Annotated in this window: 16 protein-coding genes; 8 read left to right on the top strand and 8 right to left on the bottom strand. The window is 33.0% G+C overall.

The window, feature by feature from the left end; all coding sequences use genetic code 11:
* Nucleotides 1–152: 152 nt before the first annotated feature.
* Nucleotides 153–500 (top strand): transcriptional regulator, SarA/Rot family, encoded by a 348-nt coding sequence (locus CD113_RS05040; protein WP_002461845.1) that lies wholly within the window; start codon nt 153–155, stop codon nt 498–500.
* A gap of 169 nt (nt 501–669) precedes the next feature.
* Here the strand turns inward: CD113_RS05040 and CD113_RS05035 are convergent, their stop codons facing one another.
* From CD113_RS05035 to CD113_RS05005, 7 genes are read right to left on the bottom strand one after another with little or no spacing between them, the layout of a single operon-like run.
* Entirely contained in the window at nt 670–1,512 is an 843-nt protein-coding gene (locus CD113_RS05035) for an urease accessory protein UreD (protein WP_002461844.1), read from the bottom strand.
* Nucleotides 1,512–2,126 (bottom strand): urease accessory protein UreG, encoded by a 615-nt coding sequence (gene ureG / locus CD113_RS05030; RefSeq protein WP_002461843.1) that lies wholly within the window; start codon nt 2,124–2,126, stop codon nt 1,512–1,514. Before ureG ends, CD113_RS05035 begins: the two co-directional genes overlap by 1 nt.
* A gap of 12 nt (nt 2,127–2,138) precedes the next feature.
* Nucleotides 2,139–2,828 carry an urease accessory protein UreF gene (locus CD113_RS05025; RefSeq protein WP_002461842.1) on the bottom strand — a complete coding sequence of 230 codons (690 nt, stop codon included), beginning with the start codon at nt 2,826–2,828 and terminating at the stop codon, nt 2,139–2,141.
* A complete protein-coding gene (ureE, locus tag CD113_RS05020) occupies nt 2,821–3,273 on the bottom strand; it encodes an urease accessory protein UreE (protein ID WP_002461841.1) in 453 nt (150 codons plus the stop codon). Before ureE ends, CD113_RS05025 begins: the two co-directional genes overlap by 8 nt.
* Nucleotides 3,274–3,286: 13 nt before the next feature.
* Nucleotides 3,287–5,002, bottom strand: coding sequence for an urease subunit alpha (gene ureC, locus CD113_RS05015; protein WP_002461840.1), 1,716 nt, complete (start codon nt 5,000–5,002; stop codon nt 3,287–3,289).
* Nucleotides 4,999–5,409 (bottom strand): urease subunit beta, encoded by a 411-nt coding sequence (locus tag CD113_RS05010; RefSeq protein WP_002461838.1) that lies wholly within the window; start codon nt 5,407–5,409, stop codon nt 4,999–5,001. The genes ureC and CD113_RS05010 overlap by 4 nt, the downstream gene beginning before the upstream one ends.
* Before the next feature lie 13 nt (nt 5,410–5,422).
* On the bottom strand, nt 5,423–5,725 hold the full coding sequence (locus CD113_RS05005; RefSeq protein WP_002461837.1) for an urease subunit gamma: 303 nt from the start codon (nt 5,723–5,725) through the stop codon (nt 5,423–5,425).
* A gap of 280 nt (nt 5,726–6,005) precedes the next feature.
* Here CD113_RS05005 and yut point away from each other — a divergent pair, with 280 nt between their 5' ends.
* The 7 genes from yut to CD113_RS04975 all read left to right on the top strand — a co-directional run bounded on the left by yut (nt 6,006) and on the right by CD113_RS04975 (nt 12,603).
* Nucleotides 6,006–6,950, top strand: coding sequence for an urea transporter (gene yut / locus CD113_RS05000; protein ID WP_002461836.1), 945 nt, complete (start codon nt 6,006–6,008; stop codon nt 6,948–6,950).
* Nucleotides 6,951–7,051: 101 nt separating this feature from the next.
* Nucleotides 7,052–7,156 (top strand): DUF3709 domain-containing protein, encoded by a 105-nt coding sequence (locus CD113_RS13020; protein ID WP_136527604.1) that lies wholly within the window; start codon nt 7,052–7,054, stop codon nt 7,154–7,156.
* A gap of 159 nt (nt 7,157–7,315) precedes the next feature.
* The gene (locus CD113_RS04995) at nt 7,316–8,473 is read left to right on the top strand and encodes an acyl-CoA dehydrogenase family protein (RefSeq protein ID WP_002461835.1); all 1,158 of its coding nucleotides are present in this window, start codon (nt 7,316–7,318) and stop codon (nt 8,471–8,473) included.
* Nucleotides 8,474–8,841: 368 nt separating this feature from the next.
* The gene (locus CD113_RS04990; RefSeq protein WP_002461833.1) at nt 8,842–9,750 is read left to right on the top strand and encodes an ABC transporter substrate-binding protein; all 909 of its coding nucleotides are present in this window, start codon (nt 8,842–8,844) and stop codon (nt 9,748–9,750) included.
* A 256-nt stretch (nt 9,751–10,006) separates the two neighbouring features.
* The gene (locus tag CD113_RS04985) at nt 10,007–10,948 is read left to right on the top strand and encodes a nucleoside hydrolase (RefSeq protein ID WP_002461832.1); all 942 of its coding nucleotides are present in this window, start codon (nt 10,007–10,009) and stop codon (nt 10,946–10,948) included.
* Nucleotides 10,949–11,055: 107 nt separating this feature from the next.
* The gene (locus CD113_RS04980) at nt 11,056–11,601 is read left to right on the top strand and encodes a biotin transporter BioY (RefSeq protein ID WP_002461831.1); all 546 of its coding nucleotides are present in this window, start codon (nt 11,056–11,058) and stop codon (nt 11,599–11,601) included.
* Nucleotides 11,602–11,826: 225 nt separating this feature from the next.
* Nucleotides 11,827–12,603, top strand: a complete 777-nt coding sequence (locus CD113_RS04975; RefSeq protein ID WP_002461829.1) for a GNAT family N-acetyltransferase — start codon at nt 11,827–11,829, stop codon at nt 12,601–12,603.
* Between the two features lie 78 nt (nt 12,604–12,681).
* On the opposite strand, the gene fdhD is transcribed toward CD113_RS04975, so the two are convergent.
* Nucleotides 12,682–13,527: a formate dehydrogenase accessory sulfurtransferase FdhD gene (gene fdhD, locus CD113_RS04970; RefSeq protein ID WP_002461828.1), complete on the bottom strand. Its 846-nt coding sequence runs from the start codon at nt 13,525–13,527 to the stop codon at nt 12,682–12,684.
* Nucleotides 13,528–13,583 lie beyond the last annotated feature (56 nt).

Below are 13,583 nucleotides of genomic sequence, written 5' to 3'. Positions count from 1 at the left end.
ATGTATAAATCCATATTCTAGTAATAAAAATATTGAATTTTTATACTTATTTGTTTAGAATATCTTTATAACATAGTTGGATAGAATTTCGATTTAATAAATACGAAGGAACCTTGCTACAACAAGATGTGCATCAGAGGAGTGGTTTGATAATGAGTAAAATCAAGGATATTAATGATTTAGTTAGTGCAACATTTCAAGTGAAGAAATTTTTTAGAGACACAAAAAAGAAATTTAATTTAAATTATGAAGAAATATATATTTTAAATTATATTATAAACAGTGAGTCTAATGAAATTTCATCAAAAGAGATAGCGAGATGTTCAGAGTTTAAGCCATATTATTTAACAAAGGCTTTACAAAAATTAAAAGACTTAAAGTTACTTTCAAAAAAACGAAGTTTACACGATGAAAGAACAGTTATTGTTTTTGTTACAGATACTCAAAAGAAAAATATTAAAAAATTAATTTCTGAGTTGGAAGAATATATTAATAACTAATGGAATGTTAGGTTAAATGTAACAGATTTGATAAAGATTTATTAAAACGAAAATATAGTATTCAGCGTTGGAATAATCACTTAACTTAAAATGAATACGTGTCATAACAAAAAGACTAGGATAAATCACACCTTTACAACTAAAGTTGTGAGAATCCTAGTCTTTTTTATTAGTATTTTCTTAAAAAATCAAGTTGACGATCATAAATATGTTCTGCAATAAATCCTTGGATTGTACCTAATATTTTTTCGATTGTTTGTGTACGATAAGCTAAAATACGTATAGCTAAACCATGTGTAGGTAGTTGAGAAATCGATAAACGACAATCATAGGTTGTTAAATAATCTTTAACAGCATCATATATTTGATCAATTAATTTTTGATTCACATCAGGATGGATAAAGTAGGCTGAACCGTAATGTGAATAACCTTCCATATATCCTACGTCACTGATAGATTGTTTCGCTGGTTCTAATAATAAATTATCAAATGTAACAAGTTCATTATCAATATATATTTCATTTACCAAATGCATATAGTTATAAGAAAAATCTTTATCTTCTTTTGAATAACCTGGAGTGATAATATCCGTATAAAATAATGAACTTGAGCTGCTTAAATTAAAAGTATTATGCTGATAAAAATTTGAATTTTCATAAGCAATGATTGGATCAGCAACATATTCCATATAAGCATTATCTTTGAGTGTGAATGTTTGATATTGTTCTACACGATCATTAGGTGTTTTATATATTTTAGTAGCACCTTGAGATGTTAAGGTTACTTTAGCATTATCATCGACATTGACATTCATGCGATAACGGTCACCATCTAAATAACCACCACCCACATTGACAATATAAAATGTAGGGATAGTTGAGTTGTTTAGATATACTGGACGTATCACTTTTAACGCTTTTTCAAAAAAGATATCTCTAGAAACAGATTTTTGTCCATTGAAAAAGACTGTTAAATCTAATTGGCCAGTCCAACGTTGTTGTTCGTCAGCCATTATGCTAGTCCTTTAAGTAATGTATCGCGCTCGATCCAATCGATCACTTTATCTAAACCTTCGTCAGTTTTTAAGTTAGTAAAAGCGAATGGACGATCACCACGGAATACTTTTGTATCTTCAGCCATTTGGTCTAAAGATGCACCGACGTATGGTGCTAAGTCAGTTTTGTTAATAACGAAAAAGTCTGACTTGATCATACCTTGTCCACCTTTACGTGGAATTTTTTCACCTTGTGCAACGTCAATGATATAAATTGAGAAATCAACTAATTCTGGACTGAAAGTTGCTGCTAAATTATCTCCACCTGATTCAATGAAAATTAATTCAATATCGTCATTGCGTTCTAACAATTCATCAATAGCAGCAAAATTCATTGATGCATCTTCACGAATTGCAGTGTGAGGGCAACCACCAGTTTCTACGCCAATAATACGGTCTTCTGGTAAGACACCAGAATTGACTAATATTTTTTCATCTTCTTTAGTATAAATATCATTGGTAATAACACCGATACTCATATCTTTTGAAAGACGTTTTACTACTTTTTCAATTAATTGAGTTTTACCTGCGCCAACAGGTCCTCCGATACCAATTTTAATTGGATCTGCCACAATAAAAACCTCCTATGAAATGAAGATTCTGACGTTAACATTTTCATGTTCCATTTGATTCATTTCTAAACCTGGAGCAGTTAAGCCAAAGTCAGTTTCTTGTAAATTAAAGATATGCTGTCTTGTTTGTTCAATAAATGGAATCATATGCGTGACTACTTTTTGACCAGCTGTTTGTCCAAGTGGTATGGCACGCACAGCATTTTGAGTCAAACTTGAAACATTTTGATATAAATAATAATCGATAATCGTTGCTATATCGATACCTAAATAATGTCCAAGCATAGTAAAGCAAATGGCTGGATTAAGCTTTGCTTTTTTATCTTTCATTTGTTGATAATACCAAGCAATCCACTCACTGTCATATAGTTCTAATGCCAGTTTTACCATACGCGTACCCATTTGTTTAGCTCCAACACGAGTCTCTTTAGGTAAGCTTTGAACATAAATTAATTGATCCATTTTTAAAACTTTGTCAGGATCATTATTTTCAAGGGCATCATAAACAATACGCATAGCTAAGCCATCTGTATAAGTTAATTGCTCGCTTAAAAATATTTTCAGCCATTTAATAAATGTTTGATCATCGTGAATATCATTTCTTTGAATGTATGTTTCTAATCCAAACGAGTGACTAAATGCACCAGTTGGAAATTGTGAATCACAGAACTGAAATAGTCTTAGATGTGTATGATCAATCATGAGAATGTCCTATATGTCTGAAGGCTTGATTGACTTTACGATCTTCATGAACATATGGGATACCTAAACTTTTTAATAAGTCTTCTACTAAATAATCATATTGTACTAACATTTCAGTTTCTGTAAATTGTGCTGGTAAATGACGATTACCTAATTGATGAGCAATGTCTCCCATTTCTTGCAATGTACGTGGTTTAATCACTAACACGTCTTCAGAATTTACGTCAACAATAATCATATTGTGGTCATCTGAATATAAAATATCTCCGTATTGCAAATCGATAGGTTGTTTTAAACGAATCCCAATTTCATTACCATGATCTGTAACAACACGTTGGATACGTTTTACAAGGTCTGAATTTTCAAGATAGACTTTTTCAACATGTTTTTGCTTTTCGTCATCTGATAAATTGGCAATATTGCCTTGAATTTCTTCTACAATCATTATTAAATTCCTCCTAGAATAAGAAGTATCTTTGAGTTAATGGTAACTCAGTTGCTGCTTCACTTGTGATTTTTTCACCATCAACATAAACTTCATATGTTTGAGGATCGACATCTAAATCTGGTGTCGCACTGTTATTTTTCATATCGGCTTTTGATAATTGTCTAATATTATGAACAGGGCGAACCATACGTTTTAAGTTTAAAGCACGGTTAATACCATTTTCATATGCTGTTTTAGAAACGAATGTCATAGATGTGCTTGTAAGGTTACCACCAAATTGACCATACATTTTACGATATTTCATTGGCTCAGATGTTGGAATTGAACCGTTAGCATCACCGTTAACAGCGCTATTAATTAGTCCACCTTTAACAATTAATTCAGGTTTAACACCGAAAAAGATTGGATCCCATAATACTAAGTCAGCTAATTTACCAGCTTCAATAGAACCAACATAGTCAGAAATACCATGTGTGATAGCTGGATTAATTGTATATTTAGCAATATAACGTTTAATACGGTTGTTATCGTTATATTCAAAGTCACCATCTAAAGGTCCACGTTGTTCTTTCATACGATGTGCAACTTGCCAAGCTCGTGTAATAACTTCACCAACACGCCCCATTGCTTGAGAGTCTGAGCTTATCATACTGAAGACACCCATATCTTGTAAGACGTCTTCTGCGGCAATTGTTTCTTTACGAATACGCGAATCTGCAAAAGCAATATCTTCAGGAATAGAAGCGTTTAAATGATGTGTAATCATAACCATATCTAAATGTTCATCAACTGTGTTATGTGTATATGGTAGTGTTGGATTTGTTGATGATGGTAAGATATTTGAAAATGCTGCTGATTTAATTAAGTCAGGAGCATGTCCGCCACCAGCACCTTCTGTATGGTACATATGAAGAACACGGTTTTTAACTGCTGACATTGTGTCTTCCATAAAACCAGCTTCATTTAAAGTATCGGCATGTAGGGCGATTTGAACATCAAATTCATCAGCTACATCTAAAGCATGACTTAATGCTGAAGGTGTTGCACCCCAGTCTTCATGCACTTTTAAGCCGATTGCACCAGCATTAATTTGTTCGATTAGAGCAGTAGGGTTAGTAGCTTGACCTTTACCAGTGAAACCAACATTGATTGGTAAGGCTTCTGCAGCTTCTAACATACGATGTATATGCCAAGGTCCTGGTGTTACGGTTGTAGCTTTAGCACCTTCTGATGCACCAGTACCACCACCAATATGAGTTGTAATACCACTTTCAAGTGCCACTTCAGCTTGTTCAGGATTGATAAAGTGGACATGGGTATCAATACCGCCAGCAGTAACAATTTTACCTTCAGCAGAAATAATATCTGTAGTAGAACCAATAATGATATCTACTTTATCCATAATGTCAGGGTTACCAGCTTTACCAATAGCAAAGATATAACCATTTTTAATACCGATATCACCTTTAACGATTTTATCATAGTCGATAATAACAGCATTAGTGATAACTAAATCTGCAACATTGACATCATCACGTGTTACACGTGGGTTTTGTGCCATACCGTCACGAATAGATTTACCACCACCAAAAGTAGCTTCTTCACCATAAACGGCATAATCTTTTTCAATTTGTGCGAATAAATTTGTATCACCTAAACGAACGGAATCACCAATAGTTGGACCATACAGACTGGTATATTGGTTTTGAGTCATTTTAAAACTCATGATCTTTTTCCTCCTTTTTTGTTGACGTTTTCTTCACCTTCGTCACCAAAGACACCAGCATATTTATCATCTTCGCCAGTAGGACGGTATACGCGTTCTTCGTCGATAGGACCATTAACCATGCCGTGGAAACCATAGATACGACGTTTACCAGAATATTCAACGAGTTGAATTTCTTTTTTGTCTCCAGGTTCAAAACGTACAGCTGCCCCAGCTGGAATATCTAAATGCTTACCATAAGCCATTTCACGTTCAAAATCTAATGCTGGATTTGCTTCGAAAAAGTGGAAATGAGATCCAACTTGTATAGGGCGATCACCAGTATTTTTAACTTCTATTACAGTTTCTGGATGATGTTTATTGATTTCAACTTCATTACTTTTAGTAATAATTTCACCAGGTATCATTTGTAATCCTCCTTTATACAATTGGATGGTGCACTGTAATTAACTTAGTACCATCAGGGAATGTAGCTTCGATTTCTAATTCTGTAATCATGTGTTCTACGCCATCCATAACATCTTCTTTATCTAAGATTTGACGACCATAACTCATTAATTCTGCAACTGTCTTGCCATCGCGTGCGCCTTCTAACAGTTCATCACTGATTAAAGCTAAGGCTTCGGGATGATTTAATTTTAAGCCGCGAGCTTTACGTCTACGAGCTACTTCAGCTGCAACAACAATCATTAGCTTGTCTTGTTCACGTTGTGTAAAATGCAAAGTAAAAACCCCCACTTTCTTGTTTAATATGTTTTACAAAATTTATCTTAATCCTATTTATTGCAATAAACAAGTTTTAAACAACAATAAGTGTAAAAAAGGAAACTATTTTTTTAAAAACTGGTCTTTTAACATAAAAATTGAAATTCAAAACAAATAACAACTTCCATTAATTTGTAGAAAAATCATTCGTAATAATGTTAAATTTTTAAAATAGTAGTATATTTGACAAGATAATGTATGATAGTTATATCAAAGTTAATGAAATCAGGTGGAAGTGTTGAAAGTTGTAGATATTTTATTAAAAAATATATCGCAAGTGGTATTACTAAGTAATAAATGGACTGGCTTATTTATCCTAATTGGCTTGTTTATTGCGGATTGGTCAGTTGGTTTAGCAGCCATTATGGGTAGTTTAATTGCCTATTTGTTGGCACACCATGTTAACTATACTGATGAAGAAATTAATGAAGGATTAGTAGGATTTAATCCTGTTTTAACAGCAGTCGCGCTAACGATATTTTTAAATGAAAGTGGATTAAATATTCTAATCACTGTTATGGCAACAGTGCTCACGTTACCAGTTGGCTCAGCAGTGAGAGAATTTTTGAAACCGTATAAAATTCCGATGTTAACTATACCTTTTGTGATTGTGACATGGTTTGCAGTTATGTTGCCGGGCCAAGTTAAATTGGTAGATACACCATTAAAATTGATTCCTAATAAAATTGAACCGACACATTTCAATCAAAACTATGAACACATTCATTTATTCCAATCTTTATTAGAAGGATTTAGCCAAGTATTTATTGAAACTAGTGTATTAGGCGGCTTATTTATTTTAGTAGGGATTGTGATAGCTTCAAGAAAAGCTGCATTATTAGCCATTGGTGCTAACTTAGCAGGATTTTTAATTGTGGCACTATTAGGTGGTAATTATGATGATATTAACCACGGTTTATTCGGTTATAATTTTACGTTAATGGCGATTGCTTTAGGCTATACATTTAAAACAGTAATTAACCCATATGTCGCAACTATTTTTGGAACAATGCTAACAGTCATTGTCCAGTTAGGGCTGAATACTTTGTTAGAACCTTTCGGTATACCATCGTTAACGATGCCATTTATTATTGCAACGTGGATACTATTATTTGCAGGTATTAAAAATAGAGAACACAATCACGTAAGATTTCAACATAACAAGAATGATTCTTCACAATAAAGTTAAAGTTATATAGAAGTACTTTGTTACATATGATTTAGTTCGATATGTGATAAAGTGCTTTTTTGGTTGTTATCATTTGACGAAGTAACTCGTGCAAATTGTTGCAGCAGCAGTTTTATAAATGTCGACTTCATTTTAGTCATCATTGTTTAATAGAAGTGATAAAAAAGTCAGTCATTGTTAGTGATGGTGCTACTACATGATGAATGGGTAACTATTATTGAAATGTTAGTGTTTCTAACAGTACTATCGTTAACGTATTTTGTTACTAAATGTTCACAACACATTACTTTTTCTTTTTAAAGTCGAGTGTTAAACTAGGAATAATTCGATAAATTGCTAAGTTAGATGAGGTGTAACAAATGAATGGTATGGATAATTCGATGTTAATCACAACTGATATTCAACGAAAATGGATTGATAAATTTGCAACGATTGCTGAACAATTTAAAGCACGCGCAGCTTATAACGATCGTCATAGTCATTTTCCATATGACAATATTCAATGGCTCATTGATGAAGGCTATACGTTATTAACATTGCCGAAAGCATATGGTGGTGAAGGTGCGACAATAGAAGATATGGTTATTTTACAATCGTTTTTAGGTGAGATTGACGGCGCCACTGCGTTATCTATCGGTTGGCATGTGAGTGTAGTAGGTCAAATTTATGAACAACGTTTATGGTCAGAAGATATGTTGCAACGATTCGCTCAGGAAATACGCCACGGTGCTTTAGTTAATCGAGCAGTTAGTGAAGCGGAAACAGGAAGTCCTACACGAGGTGGAAGACCAAGTACACATGCTATTAAACGTGGTGATGGTTATATTATCAATGGTGTTAAAACATTCACTTCAATGAGTAAGGCGTTAACACATTTTATTGTGGGTGCGTATGTTGAAGAATTAAATGGTCTTGGTTTCTTTTTAGTACCTAAAGATGCACATGGTGTTGAAATTGCTGATAACTGGAATATGTTAGGGATGAGAGCTACTGAAAGTCATGATTTGATGTTAAATGATGTTTTTGTACCTGCTGATCATTTTGTAGAGCAACAAAGAAGCACAGCACCTAATGGTTGGATATTACATATTCCAAGTTGTTATTTAGGAATTGCACAAGCAGCACGTGATTATGCCGTAGACTTTGCACAGCACTATCAACCTAATAGTATAGAAGGAAGTATTGCAACATTGCCAACCGTACAACAGAATATGGGTAAAATGGAAAGTTTATTATTATCAGCCAGACATTTTCTCTGGAGTACTGCTAAAGGATACGATCTTTACAAAGATGATAATCAAATTAGAAATGCAACATCTGCTAGTAAAGTGCTAGTCATGAATCAAGGATTAGAAATTGTAGATTTGGCGATGAGAATTGTAGGCGCTAAAAGTCTAGAGATGGAACGACCATTACAAAGGTACTATAGAGATATGCGTGCTGGATTGCATAATCCGCCAATGGAAGATGCAGTTTATACAAATATTGCTAAAAGTATTACCGGACAATTTGAATAATAATGTATTGAAAGCTTGAAGTAGGATATGATGCTTCAAGCTTTTTTCTAGTTAAGTGAATATTAGAAACGACTAGTTAAATATAGTAAATAGTTATATTTCTATTGAAGTGACATGGCTATTTTTGAATGACAGATGATAGTATATGTTGAACTACGAATAGAGTCACACGTTAGTTTTAAACATTTAATATGATTAGGACATTGTAGTCACAATAAAATGAGTGAAACGTTTTCCTAATATAATAGAAGAATTTGGTCAAAATATATTTTATAAGCAAAAAAATATTATTTTTAGCTATTGTAAAATTATATGTAATCTAGTATACTTTTCAAGTAATTGATAACGGTTTTCAATAGGAGGATATTATGAAAAAATTACTTTTACCATTAATTATATTGGTACTAGTGTTAGCTGCTTGTGGTAATAATTCAGATAAAGACAAGAAAGCAGACACTAAATCTTACAAAATGGATGACGGCAAAACTGTCGATATTCCAAAGAACCCTAAACGTATTGCAGTTGTAGCACCTACATATGCTGGTGGACTTAAAAAATTGGGAGCAAACATTGTTGCTGTTAATGAACAAGTGGATCAAAGCAAAGTCTTAAAAGATAAATTTAAAGGCGTAACTAAAGTTGGCGACGGGGATGTTGAAAAAGTTGCTAAAGAAAAACCAGACATGATTTTAGTTTATTCTACTGATAAAGATATTAAAAAATATCAAAAAGTAGCACCAACAGTAGTCATCGACTATAACAAACATAAATATCTTGAACAACAAGAAATGTTAGGTAAATTAGTTGGTAAAGAAGACAAAGTGAAAGAATGGAAAAAAGAATGGGAAGACACTACTAAAAAAGACGGTAAAGAAATTAAAGACAAAATTGGTGCCGACTCAACAGTGTCATTATTTGATGAATTTGACAAAAAATTATACACATACGGCGATAACTGGGGTCGTGGTGGCGAAGTATTATACCAAGCATTTGGTCTAAAAATGCAACCAGAACAAAAGAAAGCAACTGAAAAAGCTGGATTTGCAGAAATTAAGCAAGAAGAAGTTGATAAATATGGTGGCGACTACATCGTAAGTACAAGCGAAGGTAAACCAACACCTGGATATGAATCAACAAACATATGGAAAAACTTAAAAGCTGTTAAAGATGGACATGTTGTAAAAGTTGACGCTGGTACTTATTGGTATAATGATCCTTACACATTAGACTTTATGCGTAAAGATTTAAAAGAAAAATTAATTAAAGCTGCTGAATAAGTTAAACAGTGATGATAAAAGTTGTAATTAGGATACTCAAAGTTCCTGGTTACAACTTTTTTACTTTTCTATTGCTAATATGTTGCATGATTTCGGTTTTCTAAATTTTGAGGTGGATAAACCAAGGTTTTCTATTTTTTTGGACTGATAAATAAAAAGCGAATAATTTAAAATGCAAAGATGTTGAAGCCTTTCGACGATAGGCATTGCTGCATGTTATAGTTAATTAAAATCAATCAATAAAGGGGAATTAACTATGACAGATGTTTACTTTAATCATGATGGTGGCGTTGATGATTTAGTATCTTTATTTTTATTATTACAAATGGATGATATTCATTTGATTGGAGTTAGTACAATAGGTGCAGATTGTTATTTAGAACCTTCAGTTAGTGCATCAGTTAAAGTGATTAATCGCTTTTCACATGAACAGATTCATGTTGCACCATCCTATGAACGTGGTAAAAATCCATTTCCAAAAGATTGGCGTATGCATGCATTTTTCATGGATGCTTTACCAGTATTAAATGAACCAATGCATAAAGAAAGCAATGCGTTAGAAAGTGATAAAGAAGCATATCAAGATATTATTGATACGGTAAAGACGAATCCAAATAAAGTGACGTTATTATTTACGGGACCATTAACAGATTTAGCAAAAGCGTTAACTATAGATGACACTATTACTGAAAATATTGAAAAATTAGTATGGATGGGTGGTACATTTTTAGACAAAGGTAATGTAGAAGAACCTGAACATGATGGTACAGCTGAATGGAATGCATTTTGGGATCCGGAGGCTGTTAAAACTGTCTTTGAAAGTGACATAGCTATCGATATGATTGCGTTAGAAAGCACAAACCAAGTACCACTTACATTAGATGTAAGACAACGTTGGGCAAATGAACGTCAATATGAAGGCGTTGATTTCTTAGGTGTTAGTTATGCAGCAGTACCACCATTAACGCATTTTGTAACAAACTCAACATATTTTTTATGGGATGTACTGACAACAGCTTATGTAGGTAAACCTGAACTTGTACAATATGAGCATAAATTTGTTGATGTTATTAGCCATGGTCCTAGTCAAGGACGTACATTTGAAGTTTCACAAGGACGACCAGTTAATGTCATTAATCATGTTGATAGAACGTCATTTTTCGATTACATTACTGATTTAGCAAAAAAAGTAAAATAAAATAGTAAGCAGAAAATTCGGTTTGGTTTTAATGTTAACTTTTTATTTTTATAAGTTAACATTAATGTTATAATTATCTCTATATTACTAAGGAGATGACGATACATATGACAACCAAACAATTAGTCTACACAGCATTAATGACCGCTATTATTGCTATACTAGGCCTAGTGCCAGGAATTCCTTTACCATTCATGCCTGTACCAATTGTCATACAAAATATTGGTATCTTTTTAGCTGGCATTATTTTAGGACGTCGTTTAGGCGCGTTAAGTGTTATTGTATTTTTATTACTTGTCATTGCAGGATTACCATTATTATCAGGCGGACGTGGGGGAATTGCAGTCTTTGCAGGCCCAACAGCAGGATACCTTGTGTTATATCCTTTCGTAGCTTATTTTATAGGTCTAGTGAGAGATAAATATTTACAACGAGTTAATTTTAGAGTGTTGTTTATAGCTATTTTATTATTTGGAGTTGTAGGACTAAATATTTTAGGTACTATTATTATGGGGATGATGATACATATACCGTTATCTAAAGCGTTGTTTCTATCATTAACATTTATGCCCGGAGATGTAATTAAAGCAATTATCGCTAGTTTGATTGGTTCAACAATACTTAATCATTCTAGGTTTAAACAATTAATTTGATGAGCCTAGGACGAAGAGCCTGGGACATAAAGCATTTATACTTAATATTAAGCATTTGGCAGTAACTGTTTAGTGTCCAACAAGTTGATAAAGATGTGTTTTGAAAAACTAGTCTGTCTTGCAGGGGTGGTATTACGACATAAGTTTTATAAAAATTTATGTCTGTCCCACTCCCAGAAATTACATGTTCTTTTAAGTAAACAGATTGATAAAGGTGGAGTTAATATGCAACAACTTTCGATGACTGATATATATCGTGAGGGAGAAGTTTTTGAAGATACTGATAACTACATCATTTATTTAATGCCTTCATTCCCTTTAAAGTATTATTGCAATACTTGGATTTATAAACGCACACCGACAATACCTCAATGGCTGTCGGATATAACAAGACAACAACAATTACATGTTGCCCAACAATCACATCATTTGTCTTTTTATTTCCCGGAAAATGAATTGCTTGATGAACAATGGATGACATTGTTTAAAAATAAGGGCTTTCAATTAGGAGTTATGGAGCTATATGCTGTTGAAAGTGAAACGCTGCAACAATTACCCGTTAATAATAATGTAAAAATCAAGGTCGTCGATCAAACAACATTGGAAGATTATTTGCAGATACATTACCATTTTGCACAACCGTTTGGTGAAGCATTTGCTGAAGAAAGTTGTCAAAGTGTTAGACAACAATTTGCAGATGACCATATCACGCGTTTAGTGGCATATTTAAATGATTTACCAGTAGCTTCAGTAGATTTTATTGAAAATGAATCAACGATAGAAATTGATAGTTTTGGTGTGTTAGATGATTATCAAAGGCAAGGAATTGGCTCTACTATCCAATCATTTATTGGAGAATATGCTGTATTGCATGGTAACAAAACCATCATATTAGTTGCAGATGGGGAGGATACTGCTAAAGATATGTACTTAAAACAAGGATATGTATTCTTGAGCTTTGCTTATCATATATTAAAAACTGATATGACACAAAGTGAGTAAACAGATGAATAGTAAATTAAAAAGTGCGAGCCAGAAATAATTGTTATACAACACATTATTTCTGGCTCACGCCTTTTATTATGACTTAACTTTAAAGTTTGTTAATGATATATCACTTTGTTCTAATACGTCTTCGTCTTGAACAATACGTTCTGGATGACTATAAATATTGAAACCACCATTTCTAATAAAACCAACAGCAGTAATATTTAAGTCATTGGCTAAAGTTACAGCTAAAGTTGTCGGTGCGGATTTAGATAAAATGACACCGACACCTATTTTAGCAGCTTTAATTAAAATTTCAGATGATATACGACCACTAAAAATAAGTACTTTATCTCGTACTGGAATATGTCTTTGAATACAAAAGCCATACAGTTTATCTAGTGCATTATGTCTACCTATATCTTGGCGATGTTCAAAGAAATTTTCACCATCGCTAATAGCAGCGTTATGTAAGCCACCAGTTTCTTGATAAAGTTGACTCGCAGTTTGTAAGCGCGTCATCATATTAAATATTTGAGTTGGATTTAACTTTATTTTTGACATAGATGTTTTGGCAACTGCAGCATCATTTTGAAAATAGAATTCACGACTTTTACCACAACATGAAGCTATCATACGCTTTGTCGAATATTCAAAACGATCTCCCAAGGCTTTAGTTAACTCAACATGAGCAAATCCTTTACTATCATCAATCATGACTGATTTTAGTTCATCTCTTTTTAAAATTGCGCCCTCAGATGCTAAAAAACCAATTACCAACTCTTCAAGATTAGTTGGACTACAGATGACAGTGGCAAATTCTTCACCATTAACCATAATTGTTAATGGGAATTCAGTGACATATTGATCTGTAGTTTCATATAATTCACCGTTTTCATACCTAACGATAGGTTGCCCTGTAGATACATCTTCATTCATGATAATACTCCTTTAAAAAATAGCATAATATATATAATATACTAATTTACAAACAA

The organism is Staphylococcus simiae (assembly GCF_002902085.1).
Classification (GTDB): Bacteria; Bacillota; Bacilli; order Staphylococcales; family Staphylococcaceae; genus Staphylococcus; species Staphylococcus simiae.
This window is presented reverse-complemented; position numbering and strand designations above follow the sequence as displayed.

What these genes read in the sequence shown, in the direction of transcription:
- CD113_RS05040 (WP_002461845.1), top strand. Translation starts at nt 153, where the DNA reads ATGAGTAAAATCAAGGATATTAATGATTTAGTTAGTGCAACATTTCAA.
- CD113_RS05035 (WP_002461844.1), bottom strand. Translation starts at nt 1,512, where the DNA reads ATGGCTGACGAACAACAACGTTGGACTGGCCAATTAGATTTAACAGTC.
- CD113_RS05025 (WP_002461842.1), bottom strand. Translation starts at nt 2,828, where the DNA reads ATGATTGATCATACACATCTAAGACTATTTCAGTTCTGTGATTCACAA.
- ureE (WP_002461841.1), bottom strand. Translation starts at nt 3,273, where the DNA reads ATGATTGTAGAAGAAATTCAAGGCAATATTGCCAATTTATCAGATGAC.
- ureC (WP_002461840.1), bottom strand. Translation starts at nt 5,002, where the DNA reads ATGAGTTTTAAAATGACTCAAAACCAATATACCAGTCTGTATGGTCCA.
- CD113_RS05010 (WP_002461838.1), bottom strand. Translation starts at nt 5,409, where the DNA reads ATGATACCTGGTGAAATTATTACTAAAAGTAATGAAGTTGAAATCAAT.
- CD113_RS04995 (WP_002461835.1), top strand. Translation starts at nt 7,316, where the DNA reads ATGAATGGTATGGATAATTCGATGTTAATCACAACTGATATTCAACGA.
- CD113_RS04990 (WP_002461833.1), top strand. Translation starts at nt 8,842, where the DNA reads ATGAAAAAATTACTTTTACCATTAATTATATTGGTACTAGTGTTAGCT.
- CD113_RS04985 (WP_002461832.1), top strand. Translation starts at nt 10,007, where the DNA reads ATGACAGATGTTTACTTTAATCATGATGGTGGCGTTGATGATTTAGTA.
- CD113_RS04980 (WP_002461831.1), top strand. Translation starts at nt 11,056, where the DNA reads ATGACAACCAAACAATTAGTCTACACAGCATTAATGACCGCTATTATT.
- CD113_RS04975 (WP_002461829.1), top strand. Translation starts at nt 11,827, where the DNA reads ATGCAACAACTTTCGATGACTGATATATATCGTGAGGGAGAAGTTTTT.
- fdhD (WP_002461828.1), bottom strand. Translation starts at nt 13,527, where the DNA reads ATGAATGAAGATGTATCTACAGGGCAACCTATCGTTAGGTATGAAAAC.